The organism is Rhodococcus sp. B10, from assembly GCF_011770055.1.
Classification (GTDB): Bacteria; Actinomycetota; Actinomycetes; order Mycobacteriales; family Mycobacteriaceae; genus Rhodococcoides; species Rhodococcoides kyotonensis_B.
The window spans coordinates 36,293-53,720 of sequence record NZ_JAAFYV010000008.1; the positions used below are offsets into that span (position 1 = coordinate 36,293).

At 65.4% G+C, this 17,428-nt stretch carries 15 protein-coding genes and 1 tRNA gene; 10 read left to right on the forward strand and 6 right to left on the reverse strand.

Annotation, left to right across the window (positions count from 1 at the left end):
• Window position 1 precedes the first annotated feature (1 nt).
• Window positions 2-370 (reverse strand): DUF1304 domain-containing protein, encoded by a 369-nt coding sequence (locus RhoFasB10_RS07355; protein ID WP_167675818.1) that lies wholly within the window; start codon window positions 368-370, stop codon window positions 2-4.
• 125 nt (window positions 371-495) lie between these two features.
• On the opposite strand from RhoFasB10_RS07355, the gene RhoFasB10_RS07360 reads away from it, so the two are divergent.
• The 6 genes from RhoFasB10_RS07360 to RhoFasB10_RS07385 all read left to right on the forward strand — a co-directional run bounded on the left by RhoFasB10_RS07360 (window position 496) and on the right by RhoFasB10_RS07385 (window position 6,907).
• On the forward strand, window positions 496-1,902 hold the full coding sequence (locus tag RhoFasB10_RS07360; protein ID WP_167675870.1) for an acyl-CoA dehydrogenase family protein: 1,407 nt from the start codon (window positions 496-498) through the stop codon (window positions 1,900-1,902).
• Window positions 1,903-1,941: 39 nt separating this feature from the next.
• The gene (locus RhoFasB10_RS07365) at window positions 1,942-3,165 is read left to right on the forward strand and encodes an acyl-CoA dehydrogenase family protein (RefSeq protein WP_167675820.1); all 1,224 of its coding nucleotides are present in this window, start codon (window positions 1,942-1,944) and stop codon (window positions 3,163-3,165) included.
• Window positions 3,166-3,307: 142 nt separating this feature from the next.
• Window positions 3,308-3,643, forward strand: coding sequence for a YciI family protein (locus RhoFasB10_RS07370; protein ID WP_068421386.1), 336 nt, complete (start codon window positions 3,308-3,310; stop codon window positions 3,641-3,643).
• Between the two features lie 19 nt (window positions 3,644-3,662).
• Window positions 3,663-4,907, forward strand: coding sequence for an RNA polymerase sigma factor (locus RhoFasB10_RS07375; protein WP_346764363.1), 1,245 nt, complete (start codon window positions 3,663-3,665; stop codon window positions 4,905-4,907).
• A gap of 101 nt (window positions 4,908-5,008) precedes the next feature.
• Window positions 5,009-6,652, forward strand: coding sequence for an acyl-CoA synthetase (locus tag RhoFasB10_RS07380; RefSeq protein WP_167675824.1), 1,644 nt, complete (start codon window positions 5,009-5,011; stop codon window positions 6,650-6,652).
• A gap of 90 nt (window positions 6,653-6,742) precedes the next feature.
• Window positions 6,743-6,907: a hypothetical protein gene (locus tag RhoFasB10_RS07385; protein WP_165839602.1), complete on the forward strand. Its 165-nt coding sequence runs from the start codon at window positions 6,743-6,745 to the stop codon at window positions 6,905-6,907.
• A gap of 78 nt (window positions 6,908-6,985) precedes the next feature.
• Here RhoFasB10_RS07385 and RhoFasB10_RS07390 read toward each other — a convergent pair whose 3' ends face one another.
• The 3 genes from RhoFasB10_RS07390 to RhoFasB10_RS07400 all read right to left on the reverse strand — a co-directional run bounded on the left by RhoFasB10_RS07390 (window position 6,986) and on the right by RhoFasB10_RS07400 (window position 8,725).
• A complete protein-coding gene (locus RhoFasB10_RS07390; RefSeq protein ID WP_167675826.1) occupies window positions 6,986-7,345 on the reverse strand; it encodes a metalloregulator ArsR/SmtB family transcription factor in 360 nt (119 codons plus the stop codon).
• On the reverse strand, window positions 7,263-8,552 hold the full coding sequence (locus tag RhoFasB10_RS07395; RefSeq protein ID WP_167675828.1) for an MFS transporter: 1,290 nt from the start codon (window positions 8,550-8,552) through the stop codon (window positions 7,263-7,265). Before RhoFasB10_RS07395 ends, RhoFasB10_RS07390 begins: the two co-directional genes overlap by 83 nt.
• Before the next feature lie 96 nt (window positions 8,553-8,648).
• Window positions 8,649-8,725: transfer RNA gene (locus RhoFasB10_RS07400), tRNA-Met, on the reverse strand.
• 495 nt (window positions 8,726-9,220) lie between these two features.
• On the opposite strand from RhoFasB10_RS07400, the gene RhoFasB10_RS26610 reads away from it, so the two are divergent.
• Entirely contained in the window at window positions 9,221-9,841 is a 621-nt protein-coding gene (locus tag RhoFasB10_RS26610) for a transglycosylase family protein (RefSeq protein WP_114331557.1), read from the forward strand.
• A 172-nt stretch (window positions 9,842-10,013) separates the two neighbouring features.
• On the opposite strand, the gene RhoFasB10_RS07410 is transcribed toward RhoFasB10_RS26610, so the two are convergent.
• On the reverse strand, window positions 10,014-12,989 hold the full coding sequence (locus RhoFasB10_RS07410) for a UPF0182 family protein (protein ID WP_174551345.1): 2,976 nt from the start codon (window positions 12,987-12,989) through the stop codon (window positions 10,014-10,016).
• 220 nt (window positions 12,990-13,209) lie between these two features.
• On the opposite strand from RhoFasB10_RS07410, the gene RhoFasB10_RS07415 reads away from it, so the two are divergent.
• Window positions 13,210-13,809, forward strand: coding sequence for a PPA1309 family protein (locus RhoFasB10_RS07415; protein ID WP_068421609.1), 600 nt, complete (start codon window positions 13,210-13,212; stop codon window positions 13,807-13,809).
• Between the two features lie 24 nt (window positions 13,810-13,833).
• Here RhoFasB10_RS07415 and RhoFasB10_RS07420 read toward each other — a convergent pair whose 3' ends face one another.
• Window positions 13,834-14,859 (reverse strand): PDZ domain-containing protein, encoded by a 1,026-nt coding sequence (locus RhoFasB10_RS07420; RefSeq protein ID WP_068421402.1) that lies wholly within the window; start codon window positions 14,857-14,859, stop codon window positions 13,834-13,836.
• 148 nt (window positions 14,860-15,007) lie between these two features.
• Between RhoFasB10_RS07420 and RhoFasB10_RS07425 the strand changes: the two genes are divergently transcribed.
• Entirely contained in the window at window positions 15,008-16,378 is a 1,371-nt protein-coding gene (locus RhoFasB10_RS07425; protein WP_167675830.1) for a zinc-dependent metalloprotease, read from the forward strand.
• 143 nt (window positions 16,379-16,521) lie between these two features.
• Window positions 16,522-17,370, forward strand: a complete 849-nt coding sequence (locus RhoFasB10_RS07430; protein ID WP_068421408.1) for a hypothetical protein — start codon at window positions 16,522-16,524, stop codon at window positions 17,368-17,370.
• Window positions 17,371-17,428 lie beyond the last annotated feature (58 nt).

Genomic DNA, 17,428 nt, shown 5'->3' on the forward strand with positions numbered 1-17,428 from the left:
CTCAGAACAGAGCCGCGATCACGAGGGCGACGAGCGGAGTGACGCCCTGCGTGACCGCCGCTCGGAAGTACGTGCGTCCACCCGTCGCGAGAACGACGGCCGCGCCGACGATGCTCAGGCACGCGAAGATCACGACGGCGTGGCCTGCCGATCCTCCGACGATCAGGCCGCCGACGATCCCGAGCGCGAGGAAGAGGTTGTAGAAGCCCTGGTTGAAGGCCATCGGCCGGACGGTGTCGGCGTCGGCTTGGCTGGCGACTCCGAACCGCTTCCACACCGTGGGCCTGGTCCAGAGGACGCTTTCCATGACGAAGATGGCGACGTGGAGCACGGCCGCGAGTGCGGCAAAGATCTGGGCGAGTATCGGCACGGTAGGAAATCGTGCCATATCGGCGTTGACGTGCGCGGATGTTCCCGTTCTTACCGGGGAGTAGACAGCTATCTTACTCGGGAGTAAGGTTGGCGGAGTCCGAGCCCGACACCGAGAAACAGCTGGTGATCATGAGCAAGCAAGACAGTGTGATCGAGACGAAGCGCAAGACGCCTCGCGACACATCCGCAATCGGCCTGAACCCGATCAAGCGAGATGCCATCGGCACCGCCATGCGCGTGCTCACGGCCATCACAGGATCGGAGCTGGCGGAGAAGTACAAGATCCGGCAGACCATCGATCGCGTCACGTACGAGGGCACCAAGTCCGGGTTCAAGACACTCGGCGCGGCCACGCGTACCTTCGCGAAAGTCACCGGTGGCGGCAAGCCCAAGCGCCTCGACGACGCCGCGGTCAAGAACCTCGACTACTTCGACCTGACGCCGGACGACGAGCAGCGCATGATCGTCGAGACGGTCAAGGAATTCGCCGACGAGATCCTGCGCCCTGCCGCGCACGACGCCGACGCCTCCGCGTCGTCACCCGAGGATCTGGTTCGCCGTAGCGCCGAGCTGGGCATCACGCTCATCAACGTTCCCGAGGAGCTCGACGGCGCCGCCAGTGAGCGTGGCGCGGTGACGAACGCGCTCGTCGCCGAGGCCCTCGCACACGGCGACATGGGTCTCGCGCTTCCGATTCTCGCTCCGAGCGGCGTCGCAATTGCATTGACGCAGTGGGGAACCGACGCTCAGCAGCAGACCTACCTCCCGGCGTTCGTCGGCGAGAAGGTCCCGAACGCGGCGGTCGTCGTCAACGAACCTCGCGCACTCTTCGATCCGTTCTCGTTGCAGACCAAGGCTGTTCGCTCCCCCAGCGGATACAAGCTCAACGGAGTCAAGAGCGTCGTGCCTGCCGCGGGCTCGTCCGAGTTGTTCGTGGTGGCCGCCGAGCTCGACGGACGGCCGTCGTTCTTCATCGTCGAATCGGATTCCAAAGGCCTTGTCGTCGAGGCGGATCCGAGCATGGGTCTGCGTGCCGCAGGACTCGGACGGCTGCATCTGACCGATGTCGCCGTTCCCGAATCGGCCCTGCTGGGTGGCGGTGACGCCGACCAGCGTGCGCTCGATTACGCCGACGCCATCAGCCTCGCTCGGCTCGGCTGGTCCTCTCTCGCCGTCGGCACCGGCCAGGCAGTCCTCGACTACGTGATCCCTTACGTCAACGAGCGCGTGGCATTCGGCGAACCGATCAGCAACCGACAGGCAGTCGCGTTCATGGTCGCGAACATCGCGATCGAGGTGGACGGTCTGCGTCTGGTCACCCTGCGTGGCGCATCGCGGGCGGAGCAGGGCAAGTCGTTCGCCCGTGAGGCCGCACTCGCACGACGCCTTGCATCCGAGAAGGGCATGCAGATCGGCTCCGACGGAGTGCAGTTGCTGGGCGGCCACGGTTTCACCAAGGAGCACCCGGTGGAGCGTTGGTACCGCGATCTCCGCGCCGTCGGCGTTGCCGAGGGCATCGTACTCATCTGATTCGTCTCAACGCGCGAACGAAAGACTCGAGGACACACGATGATCAATCTCGAACTCCCCAAGAAGCTTCGGGCACAGGCGAATCAGGCGCATCAGGTCGCAGCCGAGATCTTCCGGCCCATCTCCCGTAAGTACGACCTGGCCGAGCACGCCTATCCTGTCGAGCTGGACACGATGGCGTCCATGGTCGAGGGCATGTCCGACGCGGGCAACGAGATCGGCGGGGCCGCAGGCGGACGCGAGAGGGACAGCGAATCCGCCCCGAAGCCGAGCAAGACGGCAAATGCCAACGGCGGCAACATGTCCGCACTCGTCAACGTCATCGAAACATGCTGGGGCGACGTGGGCCTGACGCTGTCCATCCCCTACCAGGGCCTCGGTAACTCGGCGATCGCTGCAGTGTCCACCGACGAACAGCTCGAGCGGTTCGGCAAGGTGTGGGCGTCCATGGCGATCACCGAACCCAGCTTCGGTTCGGATTCGGCCGCCGTCACCACCACCGCCGAGCTCGACGGCGACGAATGGGTGCTCAACGGCGAGAAGATCTACGTCACCGCCGGCGAACGCTCCACCCACATCGTCGTCTGGGCCAGCGTCGACAGGTCCAAGGGCCGCGCGGCGATCAAGTCGTTCGTCGTCCCGCGGGACGCTCCTGGTCTGAGCGTCGCGCGACTCGAGCACAAGCTGGGCATCAAGGCGTCCGACACCGCCGCACTGCTGCTGGAGAACTGCCGTATCCCGAAGGACAACCTGCTCGGATCGGCCGAGGTCAACACCGAGAAGGGCTTCGCGGGCGTCATGCAGACGTTCGACAACACGCGCCCGCTCGTCGCAGGCATGGCGATCGGTGTCGCGCGTGCGGCCCTGGAGGAGCTCCGGTCCATTCTCGACGAGGCCGGTGTCGAGATCTCGTACACGACCCCCGCGTACAACCAGCACGCAGCGGCAGCCGAATTCCTGCGTCTCGAAGCCGACTGGGAGGCGTCGCACCTTCTTGCCCTGCGCGCCGCCTGGATGGCGGACAACAAGGAGCCCAACTCTCTGCAGGCGTCCATGGCGAAGGCCAAGGCGGGACGGTCGGCCACCGAGATCACGCTCAAGGCCGTCGAACTCGCCGGCAGCTACGGCTACTCCGAACGACTTCTGCTCGAGAAGTGGAGTCGCGATGCCAAGATTCTCGACATCTTCGAAGGCACGCAGCAGATTCAGCAGCTGATCGTCGCCCGTCGCGTACTCGGTAAGACGTCCGCCGAATTGAAGTAAGCAGAATCGACCGACGAGAGCCCGCTGCATCCGTGCCGCGGGCTCTCGTCGTTTCTCCGAAGTTTTTTCTCGGCCGTGTCGAAAGCGCAGCAATCTGTTCGTCGTCATCATGTAAGCCGAGAGAAACGACCGAGGAGACACCATGAAGTACATGCTGCTGATCAACGCACCGAGCGCCGACTTCGACAACGGCTGCACGCCGGAGGACTGGATCCAGTTCGGCAAGGAGATGCAGGACGAAGGCGTCTTCGTCACCGGATACTCGCTGGCCGATCTGACGAGCGCCACCACCGTTCGGGTCGACGACGACGGACGCCGCAGCATCACCGACGGGCCGTTCGCCGAAACACGCGAAGTACTCGGTGGTTTCGAGGTCATCGACGTCCCCGACCTCGACGCGGCCCTCGACTGGGCCGCTCGGTGCCCCGGTTCGCAGGGCGGCGGGACCGTCGTCGTTCGCCCGATCGCCGAGTACTGACCTCGTGCGGCGCACGGGCGTGGACAGTTCCCTGGACGCGGTGTTCCGCGAAGAACACGGCAGACTGTTGGCCACACTCGTGCGTCGTTACGGCGATCTCGACCTCGCCGAGGATGTGGCGTCGGACGCGATCGAAGCCGCCCTGGTGCACTGGCCGGTCGACGGCGTCCCGAAAGCTCCCGGCGCCTGGCTTCTGACGACGGCAAGGCGTCGAGCCGTCGATCGTCTTCGTCGGGACTCGACCTACGCGTCGAAGCTGGCCTTGCTGCACGTGGATCGCGACCGGGCGGAGTACTCGTCGCCGCCGGACGTGACCGACGCCGAATTTCCCGACGACCGTCTGCAGATGTTCTTCACGTGTTCGCACCCAGCGTTGGGACCCGACGACCGCGTCGCGCTGACGTTGCGGTGCCTGGCAGGGTTCACGACGCACGAGGTCGCGCGAGCGTTTCTCGTCACTCCGACCACCGCAGGTCAGCGAATAACGAGGGCGAAGAAGAAGATTCGCGACGCGCGCATCCCCTTCCGAGTCCCCGGCGTCGACGAGTTGCCCCACCGCCTCCCCGGGGTGCTGCAGGTCGTGTATTCCATCTTCACCGAGGGGTACGCCGCATCGACCGGTGACGATCTGATGCGCACCGACCTCGCCGACGAGGCGATACGCCTCGGCCGCATTCTTCGCGCGCTGCTACCGAGTCAGCGCGAGACGACCGGGTTGCTGGCATTGATGCTGCTGACCCATGCACGGCGTGCCGCTCGCACCGGCCCGGGCGGTGCCATCGAGATGCTGGAGGAACAGGATCGCACGCTGTGGGACCAGGCCATGATCGACGAAGGGACTGCTCTCGTCGTCGAGGCACTGTCCGGAGATACCCCTGGGCCGTATGCCGTGCAGGCCGCCATCGCTGCGCTGCACGACGAGGCGCGCACCCCGGACGACGTCGACTGGCCACAGATCGTCGCCCTGTACGGCGTACTGTCCGTCGTCGCACCGTCTCCTGTCGTCTCGCTGGGCCGTGCGGTGGCCGTCGCGATGCGCGACGGCCCCGAGGTAGGACTTGCACTACTCGACGACATCGCCGACGAGCCGATGCTGGCGAACTACTTTCCGTACGCCGCAGCCCGTGGCGACCTGCTGTTGCGGTCGGGCCGGAACGCCGAGGCTGCCGCAGAGTTCCGACGGGCTCTCGACCTGGCCGGCTCGAACCCGGAACGAGATCTGATGCGACGGCGGATCATCGACGCACGATTCGCGGAGGGCTGAACCCCCGTTCGCGCTTTCCGCCCGAGCTTTGTGATCGTTCACTACCATCGTTTCTCGACGAACACTGCTGGATCACCGGAACGTTCTCGGGGGAGACGATCATGTCGGTACGACACAGAGTCGAACGCCACCGCACGCTGACGCACATCGTCGACAGTCTGGGCGCGGTACGCGTGATGAACCGCTCGGGGCTTCTCCCGTTCCCCCGAATCGATCAGGGGATCGCGTCTCTCCGAGCCGTGCGCAAGTACGGGCCGTTCGCCGGTCCCGTTCACGCGCATGCACATTCGGACACCGATGCCGACACCGTCGCGCTGATCGACGAGGCGGGCAGCCTCACATATGCGGACCTCGAGCGGATGTCGAATGCGCTCGTCCGAGGGTGGCGCGCCGACGGTATCGGAGCCGGATCGGTCATGGGTGCCATGGCGCGTAACCACCGACTCCTGGTCACGACGATGCTCGCGGCGGCCAAGGGAGGCGTCCGGCTCGTCATGATGAACACCGGCTTCGCCGCCCCGCAGCTGGCCGACGTGGCAGCCAGGGAGCAGGTCGGCGCATTCGTCTTCGACGAGGAATTCTCGGACGTCGCCGCCGCCCTCTCCCCCGCAGTCACCACATATCTCGCATGGACCGACACGGCGAGCCCGCGCTTGCGGACGCTGGCGTCGATCATCGAGCGAGAATCGACCGCGGCAGTGCCGGCACCCAAGATCCAGGGGGGATTCGTACTGCTGACCAGCGGAACGACGGGCGCGCCGAAGGGGGCTCCTCGGGATCACACGTCGCCGCTGGCGTCGGCGCAGTTCCTCGATCGAGTGCCGTTGCGCCGCAACAAGACCATGGTGATGGCGGCACCGATCTTCCACGGCACCGGTCTGTCCCAGTTCGCGCTCGCACTCGCGCTGGCCGACACCGTCGTGATGCATCGCAAGTTCGACCCGAAGAACACAGTCGAACTGCTCGCACAGCACAAGGCGGACACGCTCGTGCTGGTACCCACGATGTTGCAGCGCATCGTCGACCTCGGTCCGGACGTTCTCGATCGGTTCGACACATCCGCTCTGCGCGTCATTTTCGCGGCGGGCTCGTCGATTTCGCCGGATCTGTCGCGTCGGACCGCCCGCGCCTTCGGCCCGGTGTTGCACAACCTGTACGGATCGACCGAAGTCGCCGTGGCGACGGTGGCCACACCCGACGAGCTCGAGCAGGCTCCCGGCACGGCGGGCCGACCACCGGTGACGTGCCGCGTTCAATTGTTCGATCACGACGACACACCCGTGACGACCGCAGGAACCGTGGGACGCATCTTCGTCTCCAGTGGCCTCAGCTTCTCCGGTTACACCGACGGACGAGACAAGGAACGCATCGACGGGATGCTGTCGACCGGTGACCTCGGACATTTCGACGAACGCGGACTGCTCTTCGTCGACGGTCGTGACGACGACATGATCGTGTCCGGCGGCGAGAACGTCTACCCGATCGAGGTGGAGAACCTACTGGCCGACCGCGACGACGTCGTCGAGGCCGCCGTCGTCGGTGTCGCGGATCCCGACTTCGGACACCGACTCCGGGCGTACGTCGTGCCCACGCCCGCGTCCCATCGAGATCCCGACGACATCAAGACCTACGTGAAGGCACATCTCGCGCGGCACAAGGTCCCTCGTGACGTCGTGTTCGTCGACGACCTACCGCGCAACGCGACCGGCAAGGTCCTCCGACGTCTACTTTCCGACCCTGACTAGCCCGCAGGCGTCGACTGGGCCGAGAATGGTTGGCGGAGTATCGGGTACACGTGCGTCGAATGCTCGACGGGTAGCGGAGGAGAAGTGAACATGTCCGAATGGACGAAGAAGATCAAGGACGAGGCCAGGGGTCTGATCGCCGAGGCCGAGCAAGAGCTGACCGCACTCGAGGGTGCCGACACCGTCGACCTGACAGCCGACGAGACCGATGCCGATTCCGACGCGGTCGACACCGACACGTCCGAGAAGAACTAGATCTTCACCGCTGCGAGGAGGGCGGCGACGTAAGCGTCGCCCTTCTGCTGCTCCAGAATCCGGCTGTCCTTCTGCGCGTCACCGGTGCGGCGGTTCGCCGGTCACCCGGTGATCCGCATAGTTGAAGCCCTCGCGAACCAGTCGTGCGAGGTGCCCGTCGACGATCCGGTACACGACGCGTCGGCCGTCCCGGGTCGTCTCGACCATTCCGGTGAAGCGCAACTTCGCGAGATGCTGACTGACCGCTGTCCGCGACGCACCGGTAGCCTCTGTCAGAGCCGACACGTCGGACGGGTCGTGCGACAGAATCCACAGCAGGTGAAGCCGTGTGGGATCGGCCAACATGCGGAAGATGTCACTGGCGGATTCCAGCCGGACGCGGTCCGGGTTCGTCCCGTGGTCGAGACTCGGACTTCGAGTCGGCACCGATTCGGTCATCGCCACCTCCCTCACTCGACCTCCACAGCAACGAGGCTGCAATCGTCGCCAGTGTAGCGAGCACGGCCGAGATCGCCGTCGAGACCGATTGTCCCGCTGCCGCACCGACCCACCCGACGATCGGATACGTCAGAAGAAAACACGCATGTGACAGCGAGAACTGAGCCGTGAACAACGCTGTCAGCTCGTCGTCGGCGGCGCAGCGACGGATCACGCGGGCCGTCGGAGTGCCTACTGCCGACGCCGCTGCTCCCGCAGCCACCCACAGGACGGCGAGACAGATCCAGGCGGTCGGGCCGGTGGTGACGACGACAGCGAAGATCGCCGTACAGACGGTCGTCAGCGCTGCTACCGCGCATCCCGTCAGCATGACGGTGCGGTCCGAGACCCGCTTCAGCAGACGGGGAAGGCATACTGCAACGGCGATGGAGCCTGCGCCGAAGCAGCCGAACAGCAGCGCTACCTGATCCGAAGACCCACCGAGCCGCGCACGGACGTACACGACCGTGTCGACGACGACGACACTCGTCACCGCGGCCGCGACGAGGTTCATCGCTGCCACTCCCCGCAGCGGTGCTCGAGTCGCGAAGTTGCGTGTGCCCGACGTGATTCGCGTGCGAAACGGCACCGGGTCGACCGATCTCATCGACGGTAGCCGGGCGCTCAGGACCATACTCATCGACGCGACGAAGCCGGCAGCCGTTCCGACGAACAGCACGTGGTACGAAACCACGGTCAGCAGAGCTGCCGCGACCATCGGACTGACGATCGACTCGAGGTCGTACGCGAGCCGGGACAGTGACAATGCCTTCGTGTACGCGACGTCCTCCCTCAGTAGCGCGGGAATGGTCGACTGGAACGCAGGAGTGAACGTCGCCGACGCGGACTGCAGGACGAACACGAGCGCGTAGATCTGCCAGGGATGGTCGACGAACGGAAGTACGAGCACGGTCGCCGCACGCACCGCGTCGGCGGCGACCAGAACCGTCGTACGGTTCACGCGTGCGGTCAGGGCCGACGCGACGGGTGACACCGCGACGTAAGCGACCATCTTGACGGCCAAGGCCGTGCCGAGGACGGCACCCGCGTCGGATCCGGCGATGTCGAATGCCGCGAGTCCGAGTGCAACCGTCGTCAGCCCGGTACCGATCAGAGCCAGGATCTGGGCGGTGAACAGGCGTCGGAACCGCGAGTCGGCAAGAGGCACGGAATCAGACTAGCCAATTATGTGCGCACATGAGCACGCATTTGACCGCCCGAAAACGAACAAGACCGGCACTCGCGCGAGTGCCGGTCTTGTGGGTGGTAGCGGGGACAGGATTTGAACCTGCGACCTCTGGGTTATGAGCCCAGCGAGCTACCGAGCTGCTCCACCCCGCGTTGCGAACGCAAAGTTACAGGACGGTGTCGAGGATAAGCAAATTCACGGCCCGGGCCTGCTTCCCGATCGCCGTCGGTGCCGAACGGCCTCGCGTCATCGTCGAAAATGCACAGAAATGGGTGCGCTGCATCACGGTTTACCGGTGATCTGCGTCACATCACAACGGTGTAACGAAGCGGAAACGAATCCGTCGCAACCCGGATCGACCTGCGCGAACGCCGTTCTTTGTCTCAACATGTGGACAAGCCAGCCACCAAATCTCTGTGTGACGTCACCAGATTACTGGACTACCTTCACGATCGGTCCTAGAAACCAGGGCCGAAACCGCCCCCGCCGCTGCGACTCTCTGCCCCGCGGGGACCGGTTCCCCGATTGGCACGGGGGCAGAGGCGCGAGAAGTACGAACCCGTGACCGTTCGTACACCGACGCGAGACACATCGATCGATGTTCGTCTTACGAGATGCGCAGGCTAGCGCGGAGAGGATTCACCCGCATGACCACACACACATCATTCGGCAAGCGTGCTTTGGGATGGGCTGCCGTGACCGGCGCCGTCGTTGCGATTCCCCTCGGCGTCTCCATGGGCACCGCGAACGCTGCCGGGCACAACTGGGATGGCGTCGCACAGTGCGAGAGCGGCGGCAACTGGAGCATCAACACCGGAAACGGCTACTACGGCGGTCTGCAGTTCACGCAGAGCACCTGGGAGGCCAACGGCGGCTCGGGATCACCCGCAGGCGCATCGAAGGCCGAGCAGATCCGCGTCGCCGAGAACGTCCTCGCGACCCAGGGCGTCGGCGCATGGCCCGTCTGCGGTCAGCACTTGACCAGTGGCGAGTCCACGTCCGTCGCACCGGCGGCCGCGATCGAGGAAGCCCCCGTTCAGGAGGCGCCCGCACCCGTCGCCCCGGCAGTCGAGGCACCCGCAGCACCGCAGCTGCCCGTCGCACCCGAGTACCAGGCGACCGCTCAGCAGTACATCGATCACGCCACCGCTGTCGCACAGCACGGCTTCGACCAGGCCTCGGCACTGGCGAGCCAGTACGGGCTCAGCGCGCAGTTCGATCAGGCAGTCGCCGCCGCACAGCCGGCGCTGGCTTCGTTCGGCCGGTAACACGTTCGGCCGACATCTTCTCGGCTGACCGCAGTTCGGATCGCGTCGACGATCCGACGACGAAGCGGCGCAGTCACTGTGGAAGACAGTGACGGCGCCGCTTCGGTTTTCGCAATTCAGTTGTCGTGTTCGGTTGCAGCTCAGTGAAATACCGAGCTTCCCGGGCGCAGAGTCAGCGGCCGTTCTGGTACGCGTCGATCGCCTGCTGAAGCGCCTCGAACGCGGTACCCAACCGTCCCAGATCACCACTCTGCTGAGCGGAGCGCACCTCGGTCAACGCAGCGTCGAGTCGTTGCACCGCATCGGAGTTCGGCGGCTGACTCTGCGTCGGCGCGTTGGCAGGCGGTGGAGTGGTCGCCTGCGTGCCCGACTGTGTCGGCTCCTCCTCCGTGGACTGCGGATTCGACGCGTCACCACCCGGTGCGGTCGCCGCGGAGCCGGTGCCGGAACCGAACACCTGGTCGAGCGCCTCGGACAGCGTCGCCGCATACCCGACGCGCACGCCTCCCCCGGCTCCCGGTTCCCGGTAACTGACGAGCACTCTCGTCAACTGCGGGAACGTGGACGTCGACGCAGTGTTGCGTTCGGTGTACAGCGGTTCGACGTACAGGATTCCGCCGTCTGCGATCGGCAGAGTCAACAGATTTCCGTACTGGATGTTGTTGGACTGCTGCAACAGAGTTCGGTCCGATGCCACACGAGAGTCCGATGTCATCGAGTTCTGCGCCTGCTGAGGACCCTGTGTCTGCGTGTCCGTCGGTAGCTGCAACACCGTGAACTTGCCGTAGTTCTCCGGGTCGGATCGCACCGAGATGTACGCGGACAGCAACTGTCGGTTGAAGCCGACCATCGCGCTCGTCAACCGGAACGACGGTTCACCGGTCTCCGGATCACCGATCAGCACGTAGTAGGGCGGCTGATTCAGATCCGTTCCACCGTCGACCGTCGGGTCGCTCGGGACGGACCAGAACGCGTTGTTGGTGAAGAATTCGTTGGGGTCGTCGACGTGATACTTGGCGAGCATCTCGCGCTGGACCTTGAACAGGTCTTCCGGGTAACGGAAGTGGGACCGCAGATCGTCCGGGATCTCCGACGACGGCTTGACCGAGTCGGGGAACACTCCCATCCACGCGTTCAGCACCGGATCCTTGTCGTCGACCTGGTAGAGCGTGACGGTTCCGTCGTAGGCGTCGACCGTGGCCTTCACCGAGTTGCGGATGTAGGACACCTCTTCCTTCGGAAGCGGGCGACCGGTAGTGGGTTCCAAGCTGTCGACGGTCAGGCCGTCCAACGACGCGCGCTGCGCGTACGGGTAGTCCTTCAACGTGGTGTAGCCGTCGACGATCCACACGATCTTGCCGTCGACCACTGCCGGGTAGGAGTCGCTGTCCGTCGTCAACCAGGGAGCGACCTTCTGTACACGCTCACGTGGATCGCGGTTGAACAGAATCTTCGAATTGTCGCCGATCGCACCCGAGAACAGGATGTTTCGTTCGGCGTACTTCGCAGCGAACGCCAACCGGTTGAACCAGTTGCCCACCGACACGCCACCCGCACCGGTGTAGGTGTAGCGAGAGGTGTCGGTGTCGTATTCACGGTCCTCGCCCTCGCCGCCGGTGCCGACGATCGCGTAGTCGGGATCCGACTGTGCGATGACCTCGCCGTAGTAGATGCGCGGTTGATCGACGGGGATGACCTGTTCGGTTCCCTGCGACGCGATGTCACTGACGGTGTAGATCGGGTAACCGCTGTTGCTGTTGGCGCCCTCGGCCGTCGGATCCTGCACGGCCGCGTTCACGCGGTTCGCCGGAGCAGCGACGAAGCCGTTGCCGTGGGTGTACACCGTGTGCTTGTTGATCCAGTCGGTCTGGTTGCCCGTCAGGCTCTCGGGCGACAGCTCACGAGCCGCGACGATGTAATCCTGCAGCTGGCCGTCGATTTCGTACCGGTCGACGTCGAGCGTCGCCGGGAAGCCGAAGAAGTTCTTCAGCTGCTGCTGCTGAGTGAACGTGCGAGACAACACGTTCGGGTCGAGGAGCCGGGTGTTCGCGATCGTCGTGATGTCGGCTTGACTCTCGCGTGGGTTCTGGGAACCCTCTCCCGAGTAGGCCTGGTATTCGACGACGTCGTCACCGATGCCGTACGCGTCCCGCGTCGCGGCGATGTTCCGCTCGATGTAGGCGCTTTCCTTCTCCGCCGCGTTGGGGCGCACCGAGAACTGCTCCATCAGCAGCGGGAAGATGGCACCGACGAGGATCGACGACAGCACGAGCAACGCCGTCGCCAACGCGGGGACGCGTAGATCACGCAGGAAGATCGCAGCGAAAAACGCTGCAGCACAGATCAATGCGATCGCCAGCAGAATCAGCTTGGCCGGCAGGACCGCGTTGATGTCGGTGAAGCCTGCGCCGGTGAACGTCGGTTCCTTACGGCTGCTCGACAGCAACGAGTAGCGGTCCAGCCAGTAGGCGATGGCCTTGAACAGAACGAAGGCGCCCGCCAGGACTGCGAGCTGTACGCGCGCAGCACGCGTCAGTGCACCTTCGCGTCCCGCGAGGCGGATTCCGCCGAAGACGTACTGCGTCAACAGATTGGCGAAGAACGCGATGAGTGTCGCGACGAACAACCAGTTCAGCACGAAGCGGTAGAACGGCAGATCGAACGAGTAGAAGCTGACGTCGAGACCGAACTGCGGATCGACGCGACCGAAGTCGCCGCCGTGCAGAAACAGTTGCACGACAACCCAATTGGTCTGCGCGATCAAACCGGAGATGACGCCGAACGCGACCGGGATTCCGATTCCGAACAGACGAAGCCTGCTCATGACGGTGGTCCGGTACCGAGCGATCGGATCGTTCGGGCCTGCAACGGGTACGAACACCGGGCGATTGCGATACGCCAGCAGCAGTGCCAGGAACACGACACCGCCGACGAGCACGCCGACGATCAGGAACAACAACGCCCGGGTGACCAGCATCGTCGTGTACACCTGGCGGAAGTCGACTTCCCCGAACCACAGCCAGTTCGTATAGGTGTCGATGAGGCGCGGACCGACAAGCAGCAACGCTGCGAGGACCAATGCCAATACGAGCAGAATCCGGCTCCGCCGCGACAACGACGGTAGACCGGTGGGGGCCCTCATGCCCACGTGCCACACTCCAACTTCGGGCGATACAGCGTGTACCGCAGATGGCTTCGGCGACGCACAACGTGCGTCGCCTGTCCGATTTGTGAACCACTGTACGGAACCGCTCGGTCGCCCGGCCACACCCGTCCTGTCGGCAGTGGCCGGGGGACGTCGATCGGCACGTCGATGCGAGGATGAGCAGGTGAGCGATTTCGACGACCACCGATTCGACGGCAGTGACATGGACATGAGCCCCGACGAGCTCGAGGCGGCACTCGCGCGTTGTGCGCGCGAGGTCGCGGATTTCGTCGACGCCGAGGGGTGGGGCCAATCTCCGCAGATCTTCGCCCTCGTGCCGACGTCCGTCCTCGCCGCGGCGGAGCCGGGCCTGCTCGACGACATCGCCGACGGCTCGGCGTTGACGCCGATCCAGCAGCACTCGCTTCCCGAGGACATCGAGGGCGGTTCACCCGCGCTCGAGGAATTTCTCGCCACCACCAGCTGGCCCGACGGCGTCGTCGGCTGCGCGCTCGTTCAGGAGATCGTCGTGCTGCCGCCGACGGCGGAGTCCGACCTCGACGAGGCGTTGACGCCGTTGCTCGCCGATCGCGACGCAGCCGACGAGGCCGCCCGGTTGACTGCACACGCGCATCCCGAACGGAAGGACGGCCGTCTGATCGCGGCCGTCGTCAAGGACGGTCCGTCGTTGGCACTGCTGCAGATGCAGCCCGACGACGACGCAGACCCGTTCGGTGCCGCCGAGTTGCTCACCTACGAGGATCTGGCGCCGAACATCGTGCAGGCCCTGTACGCGACTTTCGACAACGAATCCGATGACTGACGACGCCGCCTGATTCGCAAGCGGTCAGCTGCACGACGGCGCGTCGCCGCCCGCTCCGATCGATTCGAGCGCGTCGATCGCGCCGTCGAGTGAGTCGACCTTCACCAGACGCAGACCGTCGGGCGTGTTCGCACTGGCCTCGTCGCAGTTCTGCGACGGCACCAGGAATGTCGTCGCACCCGCATCACGCGCGGCGATCAACTTGTACGGAATGCCTCCGATGGGTCCGACCGCCCCGTCGTCGGCGATCGTGCCGGTGCCGGCGACGAACTCACCGTTGCTCAGCTCCCCCGGACTCAGCTTGTCGACGACGGCGAGGCTGAACATCAAGCCCGCCGAGGGCCCGCCGACGTCGGCGAGGTTGAACGTGACGTCGAACGGAACGTCGGGTTCCTCGGTCGGTGTCACACCGAGGTACCCCTTCTCGGCGTCGTCGGGCCGGGCGCCCAACGTGACGGACTCGTCGCGTTCGACTCCGTCGGTGGACACCCGCACGACGATCACGTCGCCCGGAGAGTGGGCGCTGACGACGTCGCGCACCCCCGTGACGGTGTCGATCGGAGCGCCGTCGATCGACACCACACGGTCGCCCTCGTTCAGCAAGCCCGAGGCAGGACCGTCGGGCGCCACGGTTCCGACGGTCAGCACCACCGGATAGCCCAGGTGTCGCAGTGCGGCGAGTTCGGCGCTGTCCTCGGATTGTTCGAAGTCCGCCTGGTTGCTCTGCTGAACCTCTTCCTTCGACTTGTCCGGCGGGTACACCTCTTCGCGAGGAACGAGGCCCTGCCGTCCGCTCGCCCAGAAGCCGAACGCCTCGAAGATGTTCAACTGGTCGCGGACCGCCACGGTCGTCATGTTCAGATGCCCGGTGGTGGGGTCGACGTCGGTGCCGTCGATCTGTACGACCGGGCGACCGTCCGCGTCGCCGAGAGTGTTGTAGGTGGGTCCCGGGCCGAGCGCAGCGAACGGGACGGTGACGACGGTTCCTGCGACGCCGAGTACGACGACCGGCACGAGAGCGGCCACGAGAGTGGCGATCCTACGATTCACCCGACAAAGACTAGAACCGATGTCTGTGCAGCGGATGTGAGACCCCTCCCACTGGCGTGCCAGGCGGTGTTTCGCAGCGGCAATCGTGTTCGCGGTCAGCGTGAGAACCAGCGGTGCCACCGGCCTGCATGCCTTGTACCGTTGAACCATGAGCAATTTCGGTTTTCAGGGCCCCGACGACGATCCGGACAAGAAGAAGGATCAGGGCGGAGACGGCGGCCAGGCCGGCATGCCGGGCGGCTTCGGCTTCGGCGCCGAAGGCTTCGACCCCGCCGCGCTGGGCCAGATGCTCACACAGTTCGGTCAGATGCTGAGCGGCATGGGCACCGCGGGTTCCGCGGGCGCGGGCCCGGTGAACTACGACCTGGCCACCCAGCTCGCCCGACAGCAGATCGGCACGGTGTCTCCCGTGTCGGCCGGCAAGACCGACGCGATCGCCGACGCGGCACATCTCGCCGAGCTCTGGCTCGACGGATCGACGACGCTTCCCGCGGGTGCGTCGCGCACCGTTGCCTGGACGCCGGGCGACTGGCTCGACAACACCATCGACACCTGGAAGCGTCTGTGCGACCCGGTGGCAGCCCAGATCTCGAGCATGTGGACGTCCGGAATGCCCGCCGAGGCGCAGCAGATGGCCGGTCCCATGATGGGCATGCTGACGCAGATGGGCGGAATGGCGTTCGGGTCGCAGCTCGGCCAGGCGCTCGGGCAGCTGTCGAAAGAGGTTCTGACCTCGACCGACATCGGAATTCCGCTCGGGCCCAGCGGTGTCGCCGCGTTGCTTCCCGACGCCATCGCGAGTTTCACCGACGGGCTGGAGCAGCCCGAACGCGAAGTCCTCGTCTTCCTTGCCGCACGTGAAGCCGCCCACCAGCGTCTCTACAGCCACGTTCCGTGGCTGCGTCAACGGGTGCTCGCGACCGTCGAGGAGTACGCGCGTGGCATCAAGATGGACTTCTCGGCGATCGAGGAAGCGGCGTCCGGACTGGATCCGGCGTCGCTGACGGACCCGTCGAAGATCGAGGAGATTCTCCAGCAGGGTGCGTTCGAACCGCAGACCACCCCGGAGCAGAAGCTGGCACTCGAACGTCTGGAGACCATGCTCGCCCTCGTCGAGGGATGGGTCGAGGTCGTCGTCGCGGACGCTCTCGGCGAACGACTCCCCGGTGCCGTGGCGCTGGGCGAGACGATCCGCCGCAGGCGCGCGTCCGGCGGTCCGGCCGAGCAGACGTTCGCGACACTCATCGGCCTCGAACTGCGTCCTCGTCGCGTTCGTGAAGCCAGCGAACTGTGGCGCCGACTGACTGCAGCGGCAGGCATCGACGGACGCGACGGCGTGTGGGCCCACCCGGACCTGCTTCCGACGTCGTCCGACCTCGACGATCCGGCATCGTTCATCGACGGTGTCGTCGGCGGCGGAACCAGCGAGTTCGACGATCCCATCGCGATGCTGAAGGCGACGGAGGAGCAGGAACGCTCCGAACGCGACAAGCGCGACGGCGGCGACGAACAGGCCTGATCGCAGGAAGAAGAGGGGTGGATCCGACGTTGTCGGATCCACCCCTCTTTTTCGATGGAATGCCAGGTCAGCGGGTTGGCTGCCTGTGGACAACTCGTGTCGTAGGGCGGAAACGCCGAGCACCACCGTGTCATCGTTCTTTCATGTCCATAGGTGCACTCGTGCGCAGACCGAAACTGCGTGTCGGCGCGTTCGTCCTCCGAGACGGCTCCATCCGGCTCGGGCTGAATCCCGATCGCTCGTACGTGCTCACGGCTCTTCCCACCGTGCCGCCCGACGTCGTCCTCGACGTTCTGTCCCGCCTCGACGGCAAAGCCTCGCGAGCGAACATCGTCTGGTACGCCGGAACGCGGGGAATGTCCGCGCCCACGACATCCACGCTTCTGGCCGAACTCGCCGAGTTCGGGCTTCTCGTCGACTGCGCGACAACCCCCGAACCTCGAGTGTCGACACTGCACATCGTGGGACGTGGCCCGCTCGCCGACGCCGTCCAGCACGGTCTCACCGCGTCGACGATCGCCGTGACACGATCGTCGAACCCTCCTCGTCGTCTTCTGCGCTACGACGAGGGCCACTGGCAGAACGATCTCGTCGTGCTCGCGGACGATCTCGTGGCGGACCCGCAGACGATCACGGCGCTGGCTGCGACGCGCACCCCCCATCTGCAGATTCGGTTGCGCGACGGGGTCGGGATCGTCGGGCCGTTCGTCCTACCCGGAGTATCGACGTGCCTCCGCTGTCTGGAACTCACCCGCAGCGCGTTGGATCCGCAGTGGCCCTACGTGTCGGCGCAGCTGCTCGGACGCACGGGAGACGCGAGCGGACCGACCGTTCTCGCCACCGCGGCGTTCGCGTTGGCTCAGATCGACGCCTGCACGAAGCGTGACTCGACGCCGATGATCGACACGACGCTCGAGATCGACCTCGCGTCGAACCGTACGACGACGCGGCGATGGTCCCGCCACCCCAGGTGCGACTGCGCGCACGAATGACGGGCGTTCGTCCGAGTGCCGGCGCTCTTACCTGCACTATGGGCGAGATGGTCGTCCG

Bases quoted from the DNA above. Each gene is read 5' to 3' on its own strand.
- RhoFasB10_RS07370 (WP_068421386.1), top strand. From the start codon at position 3,308: ATGAAGTACATGCTGCTGATCAACGCACCGAGCGCCGACTTCGACAAC.
- RhoFasB10_RS07425 (WP_167675830.1), top strand. From the start codon at position 15,008: ATGAGCAATTTCGGTTTTCAGGGCCCCGACGACGATCCGGACAAGAAG.
- RhoFasB10_RS07365 (WP_167675820.1), top strand. From the start codon at position 1,942: ATGATCAATCTCGAACTCCCCAAGAAGCTTCGGGCACAGGCGAATCAG.
- RhoFasB10_RS07390 (WP_167675826.1), bottom strand. From the start codon at position 7,345: ATGACCGAATCGGTGCCGACTCGAAGTCCGAGTCTCGACCACGGGACG.
- RhoFasB10_RS26610 (WP_114331557.1), top strand. From the start codon at position 9,221: ATGACCACACACACATCATTCGGCAAGCGTGCTTTGGGATGGGCTGCC.
- RhoFasB10_RS07380 (WP_167675824.1), top strand. From the start codon at position 5,009: ATGTCGGTACGACACAGAGTCGAACGCCACCGCACGCTGACGCACATC.
- RhoFasB10_RS07430 (WP_068421408.1), top strand. From the start codon at position 16,522: ATGTCCATAGGTGCACTCGTGCGCAGACCGAAACTGCGTGTCGGCGCG.
- RhoFasB10_RS07415 (WP_068421609.1), top strand. From the start codon at position 13,210: ATGGACATGAGCCCCGACGAGCTCGAGGCGGCACTCGCGCGTTGTGCG.
- RhoFasB10_RS07385 (WP_165839602.1), top strand. From the start codon at position 6,743: ATGTCCGAATGGACGAAGAAGATCAAGGACGAGGCCAGGGGTCTGATC.